This is a genomic window from Cribrihabitans neustonicus, from assembly GCF_048820895.1.
GTDB lineage: Bacteria > Pseudomonadota > Alphaproteobacteria > Rhodobacterales > Rhodobacteraceae > Cribrihabitans_A > Cribrihabitans_A neustonicus.
The window spans coordinates 343,128-358,571 of sequence record NZ_JBMERQ010000001.1; the positions used below are offsets into that span (position 1 = coordinate 343,128).

The window sequence follows — 15,444 nt, forward strand, 5'->3', positions numbered from 1 at the left end:
TCGGCGCGGCTGCCTAAAAAATAATCAAAGCGCCCAGAAACTGCGCAGAATTGAATCGGGGAAGGGCACGACATGACCGAACTGCTGACCGCAGCCCAGATGCGGGCCATCGAACAGGCCGCCATAGACTCCGGCGAGGTGACCGGGCTGGAGCTGATGGAGCGCGCCGGGCAGGGGGTGGTCGAGGCTATCTTCGAGGAATGGCCGGAACTGGCGGATCAGCGGGGGCCGGCCCCCGCACCCCCGGAGTATTTGGAGAAAGATGAAAAGCCGCGCCCTGCGGTGGTTCTGTGCGGGCCGGGTAACAACGGCGGCGACGGCTTTGTGGTGGCGCGGCTGCTGAAGGTGCGCGGCTGGGAGCTGGAGGTGTTTCTGTATGGAGACCCGGACAAGCTGCCGCCGGATGCGAAGGTGAATTGTGAGCGGTGGTTGGCGAAAGGTGCGGTGTCGCAGTTGAGCGATAGGGCGGAACCGTCACTACTGAAGCCAGATGTGATTGTCGACGCGTTATTCGGAACTGGCCTCACTCGCCCTATTGAGAGTTTGGGGCTGTTGTTGCTTGATTTGCACGACTGCCGTGACGCAGGTGGGGGTCTGTCGGCGGAAGAACGCCCCGATTGGCTTCCGCGAACTGTTTCTGTCGATCTTCCGAGCGGGCTTTGCAGCGATAGCGGCCAAATTCTCTGGCCTGACAATTTTTCCGGCCTTCCGCAAAAGTTGGAAGCGGGTTCAGCTGCATGCGAATTGACAGTGACATTCCACAGCACCAAGGCCGGACATTTTCTAGGTGACGGCCCAACGGTCTGTGGGAAGCTTGTTGTAAAGGATATTGGCCTGAAATCAGGCCAAACCGCTGAACCGGGCGGCGTTGCCAAACTGACAGAGCCGCACCTGATCGGGAAGCGTGGCGGTCAGCACAAATACACCCACGGCCACGCGCTGGTCCTCTCCGGCGGCGCGGGCAAAACCGGGGCGGCGCGGATGGCGGCGCGCGGGGCGCTGCGGATCGGGGCCGGGCTGGTCACCGTCGGCTCGCCGCGGTCGGCGATGTTTGAAAATGCCGCCAATCTGACCGCCATCATGCTGCGGCAGATCGACGGCGCGCATGGGGTCAGCGAACTCTTGGAGGACAAGCGGTTCAACGCGGTCTGCCTCGGCCCCGGCCTCGGGCGCGGGGCGGATACCCAAGCGCTGGTGATGGCGGTGCTGAAGGAGAAGCGCGCCACCGTGCTGGATGCCGACGCGCTCACCCGGTTCGAGCTCAAGCCCGAGGCGCTGTTCGAGCTGCTGCACGAAAACTGCGTGCTCACCCCGCATGGCGGCGAATTTGCCAAGCTGTTCCCGGATCTGTCGGAGAAACTGAAGGCGCCCGCCACCAAAGGCCCCGCCTATTCCAAGGTCGACGCCACGCGCGAGGCCGCGAAGCGCGCAGGTTGCGTGGTGCTGTTCAAGGGGGCGGACACGGTGATTGCCGCGCCGGACGGGCGCTGCTCGGTCAACTCCGCGCATTACGAGCGCTCCGCCCCTTGGCTGGCAACCGCCGGGGCGGGCGACGTGTTGGCGGGCTTCATTGCCGGGCTGCTGGCGCGCGGGCTCAAGCCGATGCAGGCGGCCGAGACCGCCGCTTGGCTGCATGTGGAATGCGCTCTGGAATTCGGCCCCGGCCTGATCGCCGAGGATCTGCCGGAGCAGATCCCCGCGGTGCTGCGCAGGCTGGGGGTCTCTTGACAATTTTCTTTGGGCGGCAGATCAGCGCCTTGCCCGGAAAAGGAATATTAAATTGGCGTTTTGCTTCATTTCGATTGGCAGCTTCACTGGCGGGCCCTTGGCGCTGCATCAGGCCGCCCGCACGATGAACGACCTCGGCGGAGATGCCAAGATGATGTATCTCGGTCTCCCTGAAATGGCGCGGGGGACGGCAAAGCTGACACGTGACGGGGATACGGTCCGTGTGGCCCGGAAGCTGCAGCTGGGGCATGTGCTGAAGCGCCGGCTGGCCGGGCGGCCTTTGGGACCGAGGGTGGATGCCAGGCTCCGGAGATTTGGCGTCGGGCAGGTCACGGAAATGCCGGCTGACAGCCATTTCGTGGTGCCTGAAATCTGGCCGGAGCTTGCCGACACGCTGGTGCGGCTCGGCTGTCCGAACGTCTACTTTTGGTGGCTGAGCGTGGATAATTTTCCCCTCACCCAGCTGCATCAGCTGTACGCCCAGCGGGTGATCCGGGACTGCCGGCATCTTTGCCAGTCGGAATATGCGGCGCAGTTTGTCCGCGGGCAGGGTGCCGCCTCGGTATCGATGCTCTCGGACTATATCGAACTGGACGAGATCCCGGACCCGAAGCCGCTGGCGGCGCGCTCTTATGATATTGCCTACCTTCCGAACAAGGCCACAGGCGCTGAACCGCTGATCCACCACCTGAAGGAGCGGTTCAACGTGATAGCGCTGCAGAACATGGCGCGCGAAAAAGTTGTTTCGGTATTGGCCGATACCAAGATCTTTTTAGATTTCGGGCCGCATCCAGGCAAGGACCGGGTGCCGCGCGAGGCGGCACTGTGCGGCTGCATTCCTGTGGTGCGGAAGGCCGGGGCAGCCAATTTTCCCGAAGATGTGCCGCTGCCCGAAAGTCTGCTGGTCGGCACTGCCCTTTTCTTTGAACCGGAAGCGCTGACGCAGAGAATTCAAGCTATTCTTGGCCAGGAGCAGGGATACGCAGATTCGCTGCGGGATTACCGGACTGGGATCCGCAATGAGAAAACCGTGTTTGAAGGTGAGCTGCGCGCTTTGCTTGACCGGGATACAGGCCAGTAAGGCGCTGCCACCCCAATACTTCCCGCCGCGCCGCACGCGCAGCCTGTTATTCAGTGCGCCCCGGCTCTTGCCTCATCAGGCCGCCGGCCGCATCCCGTCGTTCGCTTGCGCCGCGGCCAGCTCCATTCCGCCGGCATAGATCACATGCGGGCGGTCGAACTCGAGGATATGGAGCGTCAGCATCTGCAAGCCCAAATCGCGCGCGCCCTCGGCATCAGCGAGCTCGTAGGCGGGCACCACCGCTTGCGGCTGGCCGAACAGCGCCTGGGCCCGCCGTCCGTGAATCAGGAGCTTCTGGTCCCAGGGCACAATCAGTGCGGGGGCGCCGCTGTCTTCACCGGCCGCGAATTCCACCGCCTGCAACAGTGCCTGACGGCAGCGCACCGCCGCAATCCGGGCCTCCCCGCGGCGGCTTGCAACCAGGCTGCCGGGGCGCAGATCCTCCACCGGGCAGCTGCCGGCGCGGCCCTCCACCAGCGTACCCGCCGGCAGGCTGACGCTTTGGGCGCCAAGAAACTGGCGCAGGAAAGGCGGCGGCGAAGGAAGCGTGCGCTGGGGCGCGGATGCAAATGATTTCATCTAGGATCTCGCTTTTGATGCCTCAGATTTCTTCGCTTTTGCCTAAAATACCGTGAATCCCGGGTCGGTTCCCAGAAATTTCGGCGAAATTCCGCGCAAGGAGCCGGTTTAGTGAGAAGGTTGTTGCCGGATTGCACTGGTGCCGCGCAGCTGCGTTTTAGGCTCGCATCCGCCGCCGGGCTTTGCTATTGAGCGCGTCACGCGGGCGCGCCAGCGCTTGCGGAACAGTGCGGGTGTGGCGGAATTGGTAGACGCACCAGATTTAGGTTCTGGCGCCGCAAGGCGTGGGGGTTCAAGTCCCTTCACCCGCACCACCTTTCCCGACAGCGGACCGGCAAACGGCAAACGCAAGAAACGGCGGGCGCAGAAGCGCGGCGCGCGTGTGCCTGCTTCGGCGGTGCGGGGGGAGGAGGCGGCTGGTAGGCCCGGCAGGATTCGAACCTGCAACCAAAGCGTTATGAGCGCTCTGCTCTAACCGTTGAGCTACAGGCCCGCCATGGCACCGTGGTTAGAAGAAACCGGCGCCGGAGGTCAAGCCAAGAATGCGCCTCATCGCCGCGGCGCAGCAGGGCTGCCGCGGCGGCAGCAATCGCATGTTCCCTTCGCGCCTGCCTTGCGCTAAAGCCTGCCGCAACGTTGTGGAAGGAGTCTGAGGATGACCAGCGGCAAGAACGGCCTGACCTATGCGGACGCAGGTGTGGACATTGATGCGGGCAACGCTTTGGTGGACCGCATCAAGCCGGCCGCCAAGCGCACCAACCGCTCCGGTGTGATGAGCGGGCTGGGCGGTTTCGGGGCGCTGTTCGACCTCAAGGACGCAGGCTACAGGGATCCGATCCTGGTGGGCGCGACCGACGGCGTCGGCACCAAGCTGCGCATCGCGATCGACACCGGCCACGTCGATGGCGTCGGCATCGACTTGGTCGCCATGTGCGTCAACGACCTGGTCTGCCAGGGCGCCGAGCCCTTGTTCTTCCTCGACTATTTCGCCACCGGCAAGCTGGAGACCGGCACCGCCGCGCGCATCATCGAGGGCATCGCCGAGGGCTGTGTGCGGGCAGGCTGCGCGCTGATCGGCGGCGAGACCGCGGAGATGCCGGGCATGTACCCGGCGGGCGACTTCGACCTTGCGGGGTTTGCAGTTGGCGCGATGGAGCGCGGCACCGCGCTGCCCGAGGGCGTGCGCGAGGGCGACGTTCTGCTGGGGCTCGCCTCGGACGGGGTGCATTCCAACGGTTATTCTCTGGTGCGCAAGCTGGTCGAGGTCTCGGGCCTTGGCTGGGAAGCCGACAGCCCCTTCGGCGAAGGCCCGCTCGGGGCAGCGCTGCTGACTCCGACCCGGCTTTATGTCAAGCAGTGCCTTGCTGCGGTGCGTGCAGGCGGCGTGCATGCGCTGGCCCATATCACCGGCGGCGGCCTGACCGAGAACCTGCCGCGGGTGCTGCCCGAGGGGCTGGGCGCGGACATCGATCTGGATACCTGGGAACTCCCCGGCGTATTCCGCTGGATGGCGGAGACCGGCAGCATTTCCGAGGCCGAGATGCTCAAGACCTTCAACTGTGGTATCGGCATGATCCTTGCAGTAGAGGCAGAGCGTGCTGAGGCGCTGGTTGCGCTGCTTGAGGGCGAGGGAGAAAAGGTCAGCCGCATCGGCACCGTCACCGCCGGCACCGGCATGCGCTACGCAGGCAGCCTGCTGTGAGCCACAAGCGGGTCGCGATCCTGATTTCCGGCGGCGGCTCCAACATGGTGTCGCTTCTGGAGAGCATGACCGGCGATCACCCGGCGCGGCCGTGCCTGGTGCTGGCCAACAGTGCCGATGCGGGCGGGCTGGCCAAGGCCGAAGCCGCAGGCGTGCCCACGGCGGTGGTGGATCACCGCCCCTACGGCAGCGACCGTGCCGCGTTTGAGGCCGAGCTGGTGAAGCCGATCCTGAAGGCGGAGGCCGATATCGTCTGCCTTGCGGGCTTCATGCGGGTGCTGACCGCCGGTTTCGTCGGGCAGTTCGAGGGGCGGATGCTGAACATCCACCCCTCGCTTTTGCCGAAATACAAGGGTTTGCACACCCATGCCCGCGCGCTTGAAGCAGGCGACACCGAGCATGGCTGCACCGTGCATGAGGTGACGCCGCGGCTCGACGACGGGCCCGTGCTGGGGCAGGCGCGGGTGCCGGTGCTGCCCGGCGACACGCCCGAAACCCTCGCCGCGCGGGTGCTGGAGCAGGAGCACCAGCTCTACCCGGCGGTGCTGCGCCGTTTTGCGCAAGGCGACCGCCGGCTGGTGGCGCTGCCCTGAGGTCAGCGTGGGCCGGCCGAGTTGCCGCGCCATTCAAGCGGCGTCTCCGCGGTGCTGTCCGCCGGCGGCGGCGCCATCAGGGCCGGAACCCCCATGAGCAATACGAGGGCCAGCCCGGCGGCAACGGCGCGGAAAGTCGAGCTCCTACGGCGGGCCGCCAGCTTAGGGAATGCGGGGCGTCCGGAGTGGCCGGGGCAGGGGCTGTGCAGGTCGGATACGGTCATGGCTCTGGTCTCCGCATGAGGCGTTGGAACAATGCAGGGCCAATATACGCCCAGGCCGCACATTCCGAAAATGAATGTTTGACGACATTTTCATCACGGATTGAAATGTAATCCGCCCCGCTTGGGTGCCGCCGTTCTGCGCCGGCCGTGCCGCTTGATCCATACTTGCGGGAAACCCGCAGGGGCGTGCGCCTCCTGTTTGCATTGCCCCCGCCTTCCGCGTATCACCTCGGGATCAACTTCTTCACCAGAACAAAGCCGCTATTGATGAAAACCCTGACAACCACCAAAGACCTGGAAGCCTTCTGCGCGGATGCAGCGCAGCACGCCTATGTCACGGTGGACACCGAATTTCTGCGCGAGCGCACCTATTACTCCAAGCTCTGCCTGGTCCAGCTTGCCTATCCCGGCGATGGCGAATCCGATGCCGTGCTGGTCGATCCGCTGGCTGAGGGCATCTCGCTGGAACCCCTGTTTGAACTGTTCCGCAATCAAGACGTGATGAAGGTCTTTCACGCTGCGCGGCAGGATCTGGAGATCTTCTGGGTCGAAGCAGGCGTGTTTCCGATGCCGCTGTTCGATACCCAAGTGGCGGCGATGGTCTGCGGCTTTGGCGAGCAGGCGGGCTACGAGACGCTGGTGCGCAAGATCGCGCGGCAGGGGCTGGACAAGAGCTCGCGCTTCACCGACTGGTCGCGCCGCCCGCTGAGCGAGGCACAGAAGGCCTATGCGCTGGCAGATGTGACCCATCTGCGGCAGATTTACGAATTCCTCTCTGCCGAGCTGGAGAAAAGCGGGCGCTCGCATTGGGTTGCGGAAGAACTTCAAGTGCTGACCGATCCCGCCACCTACGACATCCGTCCCGAGGAAGCCTGGCGCCGGGTGAAGACCCGCACCAACTCGGGCAAGTTCCTTGCCGTGGTGCGCGAACTGGCGGCCTTCCGCGAGGAATACGCCCAGAAGAACAACGTGCCGCGCAACCGGGTGTTCAAGGACGACGCGCTGGTGGAGCTGGCCTCGACCAAGCCGCGCACCGCGGCGGACCTTGGCGGCTCGCGTCTTTTGCTGCGCGAGGCCCGCAAGGGCGCCATTGCAGAGGGCATTCTGGAGGCCGTCGCCCGTGGCGTCAGCTGCCCGCCGGAAATGATGCCCCAGCCAGACCGCAGCAAGGAAAAGCTGCAGGTGAACCCGGCGCTGGCCGATCTCCTGCGGGTGCTCCTGAAGGCCAAGACCGAGGCCGAGGGTGTGGCGGCCAAGCTTATCGCCCCCAGCGCCGATCTTGACGCGATTGCCGCGGGCCAGCGCGACGTGCCTGCGCTCACCGGCTGGCGCCGCGAGGTATTTGGCGCCGACGCCTTGCGCCTCTGCGAGGGGCAGATCGGGCTGGCTGCGAAGGGCCAGGCGGTGAAAGTGGTGGAGCTCTGAACTTTTTCCGATTGCTCCCAGCGTAGCCGCGCGTCGGCGGCACGCGGGGGGCGCCCCGGTCTTCGGCCTTCTCCAGCGCTCGGTGCGGCGATAACCCGATCCCGCAGAAAACAAACGCCCGCGTATTGGCGGGCGTTTTCTATTTCCGGCTCAAGTGCCCGCGATCAGTTCCTGCGGCTCTCGCGGGCGTTGGCGGCGGCGGTCACGCGGATTGTGCCGATGCCAGCGAGCGTCTCGGCCGAGACCGTCCGGGCGGCACGCAGGGTGCGGGTGGCGGGCGGACCCACGCGGGTCTGCCACTCCGGCATCACAGCGCGGAACTCATAGGCCAGAACGCCCTCCGGAGCGCCCTCCACCCGGCGCAGCTCGACGTCATGCGCGCCCTGGCGGCTGGCGAGCCCGGTGGCCTGGACGATCGCACCCGAGGGCGTGCGCTCGACGCTGAGCCCGGTGATCTCGGCCACCAGCTGGGAGTTGTCCTCCGGGTCAGGCCGGCTGAACAGGCCGGAGCGCTCGCGCTCCACCGGGATCAGCGGGTTGCCTGCGGCGTCCTGCAGCTGAGGAGCGGGCTGCGAGCCGCCGAACCAATTGGCCGGGTTGACCCGCGAGTCGCGAAACCCGCAGCCCGAAGCCACCAGCGCGGCCGCCAAAGTCAAAGCAATCGGTCTAATCATACGTTCCCGCCTGTCCCCACCGGTTTGAAATGTCCCCGCAAGTGGTTACCCGATCACCGGGCACTTGAAAAGCTGTTGAAATGCCCCCCTTCGCGCCTTAGGTGCATCAATAAGCGAAGTGCAGACGACCCGGGAAGACACGAGACATGGCCACCGAAGCCTTTGAAGAGATTGTCGAGGATTTCGAGTTCCTTGAGGACTGGGAAGACCGCTACCGCCATGTCATCGAAGCGGGCAAGGCGATGGAGCCGCTGGATGACGCCCTGAAGGTCCCCGCCACCAAGGTCGAGGGCTGCGCCAGCCAGGTCTGGCTGCACGCCACTATCGAGGCCGGGAGGTTCCATTTCGACGGCGACAGCGACGCGCTGATCGTGCGCGGGCTGATCGCGGTGCTGCGCAAGCTCTACAACGGGCTCACCCTGCCGGAAGTGGCGGCGGTGGACGCCAAGGCGGAACTCGGGCGGCTGGGCCTGCACGAGCATCTCTCGGCGCAGCGCTCGAACGGGTTGCGGGCAATGATCGGCCGGATCCGCGAAACCGCGATGGCGCACGCCTGAGGCCGGCAGGCGAGGGGCCGGCCCTTCGCGCTCCCCGGAGTGTATTCAGTCAGTAGGAGGCAGCGGGTCCGGGCACCCGCGGCTTCGGCAAGGGTCAGCGGGCCCAGGTCTGCAGCGCGGTGTCCAGGTCGCCATAGCCAGTGTGGCGGTGCTCGAAGGCAAGCCCCATGCGCTCCGCGCAGCGGCGTGCCTTCTCGACAAGCGCCGGGTCACTGGTTTGCGACTGGTAGACCAGCGTTGTGTAGTTGCCGAAGAGGGTGTCCCGCAGTTCCGGGTGCCTGTCGAGTCCCATCGGCTTCCAGATAAAAGCGTCGAATTGCTTGACCAGGAAATCGGTCAGGTAGAAGGCGGTGATCTCGCCCGCTTCCGTGCGGGCCGCGAAGGTGTCGTTGCCTTCAAAGAAGGAGTAGCAGTGCGGGCCTGCCACCATCTCCACCCCAAGCTCCGCGCATTTGCGCTCCAGCGCGCCGCCAGTGCCGCAATCGGCGTAGACCACGCAGATCTTGTCATATGAGGCGGAATGATGCGCCACCGCCTGTTCCACCGCTGTCACGATCTGATCCGGGTAAAGGTGCAGCTTGGCAGGCAGGCAGGTGAGATCAAGGTGGGAGAGGCCGTTCAATTCCTTGATTGCCAGGATCTCGCGCGCCAGCGCGCCGCAGGCGATCAGCAGGATGCGGCCGGACTTCTTCTCCGGAGCCGCCAGGCCCCGTTCGGTAAGGGAGCGCTCTTCCAGGCTCTGCCCGCCGGGCGGGCGGAAGGCAGCCCGCTCGCTCAAGCGGGCTGCACGTCCCTTGCGGGCCAAATCAGGCGCTCAACGCATTGTGCTTGCGCGCGATGAAGGATTTGGCGGTCTCCACCGCGACCGCCGCATCGCGGCAATAAGCATCGGCGCCGATCGCCTTGCCGAATTCCTCGTTCAGCGGCGCACCGCCCACGAGCACGATGTAGTCGTCGCGCTTGCCCTGTTCGATCATCGTGTCGATCACCACCTTCATGTAGGGCATGGTGGTGGTCAGCAGCGCCGACATGCCGAGGATGTCCGGCTTGTGCTCCTCCAGCGCTTCCAGGTAGTTCTCGACCGGGTTGTTAATGCCGATGTCGACCACCTCGAAGCCCGCGCCTTCCATCATCATCGACACCAGGTTCTTGCCGATGTCGTGGATATCGCCCTTCACGGTGCCGATCACCATCGAGCCCATGCGCGGCGCGCCGGTTTCCGCAAGAAGCGGCTTCAGGATTGCCATGCCGCCCTTCATCGCATTGGCGGCCAAGAGCACTTCCGGCACGAACAGGATGCCGTCTCGGAAATCGGCGCCGACGATAGTCATGCCGCCGACCAGAGCCTTGGTCAGAATGTCATAGGGCTGCCAGCCGCGTTCGAGCAGGATATTGACCCCTTCCTCGATCTCCTCCCTGAGACCGTCGTAGAGGTCATCAAACATCTGCTGGACAAGTTCCTCGTCGTCGAGTTCCGAGAGGATGATGTCTTCTTCGTCCGACATGCGCCTATTCCTTGCTGGCGGGGATTCCCCGGTGTTGGCCTGAGTTGGGGACTTTTGTGACAGAATGCCGCCCCGGGACTGCATTATTTGCGACATAGCCGCTCTCCGAACCGACCTATAGGGGCAAATGGCGCCCATTGATAATGAAGATTCTGCATGGAAATTTTCGATTCCTTGCGTATGTTCTTTATTTGTTCCTGTATTTGCCCCAGAGTGACGCCATGACAGTCCTTGACGCCCAAGCCAGGATGCGCCGCAAAGCGCGCGCCAGCCTCAGCAATGCGGCAGGCCGCTTCGATCTCGCCCGCACGGCAGAGGATGACGGCTGGGAACAGGAGCCCGCGCCGGAGGTGATTCCCACCGAAGTGCGGGAGGAGGCGGCGCGCACGATCATCTCCTACAACCGCTCGCCCGATCTGCCCTTCGACCGATCGATCAATCCCTACCGCGGCTGCGAGCATGGCTGCATCTACTGTTTTGCGCGGCCCAGCCACGCCTATCTGGGGCTGTCGCCGGGGATGGATTTCGAAACCCGGCTGGTGGCCCGGCCGAATGCGCCGGAGGTTCTGGCGCGCGAGCTCTCGGCGCGGCGCTACCGGGTGGCGCCGATCGCCATTGGCACCGATACCGACCCCTACCAGCCATGCGAGCGGGAGCGCGGCATCACCCGCGCCTGTCTCGAGGTGCTGCGCGATTTCTCGCATCCGGTGGCGATCGTCACCAAGGGCACGCTGGTGGAGCGCGATCTCGACCTCCTCGCGCCAATGGCGGCGCGCGGGCTGGTGAGGGTGGGGATTTCCGTCACCACGCTGGATGCCGAACTGTCACGCAAGATGGAGCCGCGGGCGCCGTCGCCTGCACGCAGGCTTGCCACCATCCGGCGGCTGTCCGGGTCGGGCGTGCCGGTCCGCATCATGACCTCTCCCCTGGTGCCGGGGCTCACTGATCACGAGCTGGAGGCGCTCTTGGCCGCCGGGGCAGAGGCGGGGGCCGATGCCGCGAGCTGGATCATGCTGCGGCTGCCGCGCGAAGTGTCCGAGCTATGGCAGGAATGGCTCGCCGCGCACTACCCCGGCCGCGCCGCCAAGGTGATGGCGCGGCTGCGCGAGATGCACGGCGGGCGCGACTACGACCCGCGCTGGGGCCACCGGATGCGGGGCGAAGGCCGCTATGCCGAGATCATCGCGCAGCGTTTCAGAGCCGCCTGTAAACGGCTGGGACTGGCGGAGAAATCACCAGGGCTGCGCTGTGACCTCTTCGCGGTGCCGCCGCAGCCGGGGGACCAGCTGGCGCTGTTCTGAGCTGGTCGGAGCGGGTGCTGCCGGCTGCGCGGCGCAGCGTTTTGTGCTATGCTGTGGGCCTCTGGTGAGAAGGATGGATTGCTGATGACTTCTGTAGCTGTGAAGGCACGGGTCACTGGCCGCGTGCAAGGTGTGGCCTTCCGGGCCTGGACCCGGGCCGAGGCGCTGCGCCATGGGCTCACCGGCTGGGTGCGCAACGAGCCGGACGGCTCGGTGCGGGCGCTGCTGATGGGCCCCGCCCCCGACGTCGCCGACATGCTGCGCCGCATGGGGAGAGGGCCCGGAGCCGCCTGCGTGACACAGGTGATCTCGGAGCGCTCGGAGCCCGAATACGATTGCGAAGGGTTCCGGATCCTGCACTAGCCGGGCTGCGCGGCCGATGCGGGGTGGGACCGAAATCCCGGGGTGGGACCGAAATCCGCTGCGTATCTCCGGCAATCTGGCGCGGCGGCGATCTGGCCAGGAATGTGAATGGGTTGCGCCGGAACAGCGCGCAAGCCGGGTTCTTTTGCGTGTCAGCAGAGCACTGTCTTCTATCCCGCACGCCGGCTTGGCCGCTTGGCGACTGCGCACCGGCGCGGAACAAGGCCGAATGCCGCCGCGCATTGCCGGCGCGCGACCGCGCGGCGGCGATCTGGCCAGGGCTGAGCGCTTCGCCGAGAGGGATCAAGGGCTTGGCCGGGATAAACTGCAGGTCACTCCGGGCAGGATCGCCCCCGCGGGCGCCTGCAGCGCGCGGCTGTTCACATCTCCGATAAGGTTTCCAAGCCCCTAACGCGCAAAGGGCGCCGCTACCGCGCCGCCCCTCGTGTGCAGGTCTGAATGGCATCATCCGGCGGAGCCGGCCGCTGACCGCCTGGCGCTCAGCCGCGGCGGCGGCGGCCGCGGCGCTCGCGGGCGGGGCCGCCTGCGTCGTCACCGGTGCCGTCGCTTTCCGAAGTGAAGGGGCCGATCTTCGCAACGATCTCCTCCAGTTCCGGACGGCTGCCGCGCGGGCGGCTGTCGAGGGCGCCGCGCATGTGGCGCAGGTGTTCCGGAGTGGTGCCGCAGCAGCCGCCGATAATCTTGGCGCCCGCATCGCGCGCCAGCACCGCATATTCGGCCATCAGTTCCGGCGTGCCGTCATAATGGATATGACCATCGACGTATTTCGGGATGCCCGCATTGCCCTTGGAAATGATCGCCCGCTCCGTGCCCTGCGCCGCAAAGCCCAGCACGGTGCGCAGGATGTCCGAGGCGCCGGTGCCGCAATTGGCGCCGAAGGCGAGCGGCGGATTGTCGAATTCCTCCACCAGCTGCGCGAGATCTGCGGAGGTGACCCCCATCATGGTGCGGCCTGCGGTGTCAAAACTCATGGTGCCGCACCAGGGCATATCTGCCAGCCGGAAGGCCTCGGCGGCGGCCCGGAATTCCTCCGGCGCCGAGATGGTCTCGAGCCACAGCACGTCGGCGCCGCCTTCCTTCAGCGCGTCGGCCTGCTCGTGGAACATTTCCACCGCCAGCTCGTGGCTCAGTTCGCCGACCGGCTGCAGGATCTCGCCCGTCGGGCCGACCGAACCCGCGACCGCGATCTTGCGGTCCGCCTTGTCGGCGACCTCGCGCCCCAGTTCTGCGGCGGCGCGGTTCAGCTCGCGCACGCGGTTCTGCGCGCCGTGCAGTTTCAGCCGTGCGGCGGTGCCGCCGAAGCTGTTGGTCAGGAACAGGTCGCTGCCAGCATCCACCGAGCCCTGGTAGAGCGCGCGGATCTTGACCGGGGCCTCGGTGTTCCACAGCTCGGGCGCGTCGCCCGATTGCAGTCCCATGTTGAACAGTGTGGTGCCGGTGGCGCCGTCGGCCAGCAGCACATCCTTGCGCTGGAGCAGGTCGGTGAAGGTGTTTGTCATCGGAAGATTCCCGTCGATAGGCCGCATGGCCGCATGCCGCCGCGGCAGCGCAGCCGCGGGCCGGTGGTGTCTCTTTCCCCTCTGTCACGCCGTGCGCGCGAGGGCAATTTCATTTTCTTCAACTTCATTATGAGCCGAAGCGCTGTCTTGGGGCAGCGGCGCGAGCTGCGGCGGGCTGTGCACAAGGCGCGCGAGATCCGCGAGCGCCAGCGCCAGCGCGGGCCAGCTGGGGGCGGCGGCATAGCGCGGTTCCCAGCGCGGCGCAAAGCAAGTCTTGAAGCGGCGCAGGCCCCGGTCCATGCCGCGGGTCAGCCGGTGCCCCGGCACAGCTGCCAGTGACAGCCGCGCCACTCCGGCTTCCGCAGCAGCGGCGATGCCCGCCCGGACCAGCGCGTGGCCGGTGCCGTCCGGCGCGCCGGGGCGGACACGGATCAGGTCCAGGCACCACTCGCCCTCCGCCCGGTGAAAGCTGGCAAAACCCTCCAGCCTCGGGCCGCGGAAGGCCAGGAATACCGTCTGGCCGGAAACATAGCCCGGCTCGAAGCGGCCCATGGTGCCGCCGCGGGCGGGGCCGTGGGTGAACTGCCATGCGCTGTCGAGTGCCGCCATCTGGCGGACCGGCAGCACCGCCCCGGCGGGCCCGGCGCGCAGCCCGGCCTTTTCCGCGTGGCGCAGCTTGCGGCGCAGCTGCCGCCGGGCAGAGCCCGCTTCGCAGAAGACCCGCGGGTCCAGCGCGGCTTCCTCGGCGATGCGCAGCACCCGCCAGCCGTGCTCCCGCGCGGCGAGTGCAACCCGCGGCGAGCATTTGTAGAGGCAGGCGGCGGCGTTGCGGGCGTTTGCGTGGGTGGCCAGCGGGGCCAGCACCTCACCGGCCAGGCCCGAAACCGGATCGAACAGCGCAACCGAGGCCTGCGGCGTGTCCAGGAGCACGAGCTGGTTCAGCCCGAAGGCCCGCAGGTGGCCGCCGTTCTGGGCGATTACCGCGGCTTCGGCGCAGGGCCGGTCCGCGGGCAGGGCCGAGACCGGGCGGCGCAGGCTGCCGAGCAGGTCCGCGTCCGCAGGCGGGGCCGCCGCGCGCGGCTGCAGCAGCCGCGGCCAGGCCAGCAGCACACCCGCGAGTGCTGCGGGCAGAGCATAATAAACCAGGCGGAAGGCGAGCAGCCCTGCCAGCAGCGCCGCCTCGGGCGCTGCCGGCAGCAGGGCGAGGAGGGTCAGCTCCAGCGGGCCGGCACCGGCCGGGGCGGAGGAGAGGATCGCCGCTCCCAGCGCCAGCGCATAGGCCGTCAGCAGCGCGGGCCAGGCAACACCCGCGCCCTCCGGCAGCAGCAGCCAGAGCGCTGTCCCGGCCGCTGCCACATCCGCCAGCGCCCAGAGGGAGAGGGCTGCGGCGGCGGGCAGCGAGGGCCAGCGCAGGCGCAGCTGCCCGATCCGCAGGTCCGGGCGCAGGAAACTGTAGGCCGCAAGCAGCCCGCAAAGCAGCAGGAGCAGCGCTCCGGTCAGCCGCAATCCGGGCATGGCAGGCGGGGGCGCGGCCAGCAGGGCGAGGCCGCAGATCGCTGCCAGCGCATAGAGGAATGTCGCCGCGACGAGGGCGGTGAGCCGGGCGGCCATGGCCGGGCGCAGCCGCGGCAGCAGGCGCCAGCGGGCATAGCCGCCGGTCAGCATGCCAAAGCCCGCTGTCTGCGAAAACGCGATTGCCGCCATGCCGGCGCGGCGTGCCGCAGGCCCGTCCAGCCCGGTGCCAAGGTGGCGGTGCGCCACGGAATCGTAGCGCCCGAGCGCGGCAAAGCTTGCCGCCGTAGCCAGCAGGGCCCCGGCCCATTGCCACGCCGTGAGGCTGCCCAGGGCGCCGGTAAGCTCGGCCAGGGCGGGCAGGGCAGCGCGCATGTGCAGCAGCCAGAAACAGGCCGCCATCACCGCCAGCGGCAGGGAAAGGCGCAGCAGCCGGGCGGCGGGCCGCAGGGCGGATCGGGAATATAACGGCATGGCGGTCTCTGCACGGCGCCCGGGCGGGCATTGCTGAAAGCCTAGCCGATGCGGTTTGCAGAGAGGTTAACCGCTCAGGGGCCTCCCTGCAGGGCAGGCCGGGCAGGCAGAGCGTGCAGGGCAGGCAGGTTGCCGGGGGGGGCGGCGGCGCAAACGCGCGGCCGGGGGTCACGGCACGCCGCTCAATGAGGCCGGGGGCAGGCGGG

General features: G+C 67.0%; 14 protein-coding genes and 2 tRNA genes. 9 read left to right on the forward strand and 7 right to left on the reverse strand.

Going from position 1 to position 15,444, the window contains the following annotated elements:
• Positions 1-72 precede the first annotated feature (72 nt).
• Complete coding sequence (locus ACOHWE_RS01655) at positions 73-1,728, forward strand: NAD(P)H-hydrate dehydratase (RefSeq protein WP_420663645.1); 1,656 nt, start codon at positions 73-75, stop codon at positions 1,726-1,728.
• Between the two features lie 97 nt (positions 1,729-1,825).
• The gene (locus tag ACOHWE_RS01660; protein ID WP_420663646.1) at positions 1,826-2,809 is read left to right on the forward strand and encodes a hypothetical protein; all 984 of its coding nucleotides are present in this window, start codon (positions 1,826-1,828) and stop codon (positions 2,807-2,809) included.
• 75 nt (positions 2,810-2,884) lie between these two features.
• On the opposite strand, the gene ACOHWE_RS01665 is transcribed toward ACOHWE_RS01660, so the two are convergent.
• Positions 2,885-3,388: a Hint domain-containing protein gene (locus ACOHWE_RS01665; RefSeq protein ID WP_420663647.1), complete on the reverse strand. Its 504-nt coding sequence runs from the start codon at positions 3,386-3,388 to the stop codon at positions 2,885-2,887.
• A 229-nt stretch (positions 3,389-3,617) separates the two neighbouring features.
• Between ACOHWE_RS01665 and ACOHWE_RS01670 the strand changes: the two genes are divergently transcribed.
• A tRNA-Leu gene (locus ACOHWE_RS01670) sits at positions 3,618-3,702 on the forward strand.
• 103 nt (positions 3,703-3,805) lie between these two features.
• Here ACOHWE_RS01670 and ACOHWE_RS01675 read toward each other — a convergent pair.
• Positions 3,806-3,881: transfer RNA gene (locus tag ACOHWE_RS01675), tRNA-Ile, on the reverse strand.
• Between the two features lie 162 nt (positions 3,882-4,043).
• Here ACOHWE_RS01675 and purM point away from each other — a divergent pair.
• From purM to rnd, 3 genes are all read left to right on the forward strand, one after another.
• Complete coding sequence (purM, locus tag ACOHWE_RS01680; RefSeq protein WP_420663648.1) at positions 4,044-5,090, forward strand: phosphoribosylformylglycinamidine cyclo-ligase; 1,047 nt, start codon at positions 4,044-4,046, stop codon at positions 5,088-5,090.
• Positions 5,087-5,683: a phosphoribosylglycinamide formyltransferase gene (gene purN, locus ACOHWE_RS01685; protein ID WP_420663649.1), complete on the forward strand. Its 597-nt coding sequence runs from the start codon at positions 5,087-5,089 to the stop codon at positions 5,681-5,683. Before purM ends, purN begins: the two co-directional genes overlap by 4 nt.
• Positions 5,684-6,174: 491 nt before the next feature.
• A complete protein-coding gene (rnd, locus tag ACOHWE_RS01690) occupies positions 6,175-7,332 on the forward strand; it encodes a ribonuclease D (RefSeq protein WP_420663650.1) in 1,158 nt (385 codons plus the stop codon).
• A 164-nt stretch (positions 7,333-7,496) separates the two neighbouring features.
• Here the strand turns inward: rnd and ACOHWE_RS01695 are convergent, their stop codons facing one another.
• Entirely contained in the window at positions 7,497-8,006 is a 510-nt protein-coding gene (locus tag ACOHWE_RS01695) for a hypothetical protein (protein WP_420663651.1), read from the reverse strand.
• A gap of 146 nt (positions 8,007-8,152) precedes the next feature.
• Between ACOHWE_RS01695 and ACOHWE_RS01700 the strand changes: the two genes are divergently transcribed.
• Positions 8,153-8,563, forward strand: coding sequence for a SufE family protein (locus ACOHWE_RS01700; protein WP_420663652.1), 411 nt, complete (start codon positions 8,153-8,155; stop codon positions 8,561-8,563).
• Positions 8,564-8,657: 94 nt separating this feature from the next.
• On the opposite strand, the gene ACOHWE_RS01705 is transcribed toward ACOHWE_RS01700, so the two are convergent.
• Positions 8,658-9,368 carry a DUF1638 domain-containing protein gene (locus ACOHWE_RS01705; protein WP_420663653.1) on the reverse strand — a complete coding sequence of 237 codons (711 nt, stop codon included), beginning with the start codon at positions 9,366-9,368 and terminating at the stop codon, positions 8,658-8,660.
• Between the two features lies 1 nt (position 9,369).
• On the reverse strand, positions 9,370-10,068 hold the full coding sequence (locus ACOHWE_RS01710) for a corrinoid protein (protein ID WP_420663654.1): 699 nt from the start codon (positions 10,066-10,068) through the stop codon (positions 9,370-9,372).
• A 221-nt stretch (positions 10,069-10,289) separates the two neighbouring features.
• Here ACOHWE_RS01710 and ACOHWE_RS01715 point away from each other — a divergent pair, with 221 nt between their 5' ends.
• Both ACOHWE_RS01715 and ACOHWE_RS01720 read left to right on the forward strand, forming a co-directional pair.
• On the forward strand, positions 10,290-11,369 hold the full coding sequence (locus ACOHWE_RS01715) for a PA0069 family radical SAM protein (RefSeq protein WP_420663655.1): 1,080 nt from the start codon (positions 10,290-10,292) through the stop codon (positions 11,367-11,369).
• A gap of 84 nt (positions 11,370-11,453) precedes the next feature.
• Entirely contained in the window at positions 11,454-11,732 is a 279-nt protein-coding gene (locus ACOHWE_RS01720; protein WP_420663656.1) for an acylphosphatase, read from the forward strand.
• 500 nt (positions 11,733-12,232) lie between these two features.
• Here the strand turns inward: ACOHWE_RS01720 and bmt are convergent, their stop codons facing one another.
• Positions 12,233-13,252: a betaine--homocysteine S-methyltransferase gene (bmt, locus tag ACOHWE_RS01725; protein WP_420663657.1), complete on the reverse strand. Its 1,020-nt coding sequence runs from the start codon at positions 13,250-13,252 to the stop codon at positions 12,233-12,235.
• An 84-nt stretch (positions 13,253-13,336) separates the two neighbouring features.
• Entirely contained in the window at positions 13,337-15,238 is a 1,902-nt protein-coding gene (locus tag ACOHWE_RS01730) for a phosphatidylglycerol lysyltransferase domain-containing protein (RefSeq protein ID WP_420663658.1), read from the reverse strand.
• Between the last annotated feature and the right edge of the window lie 206 nt (positions 15,239-15,444).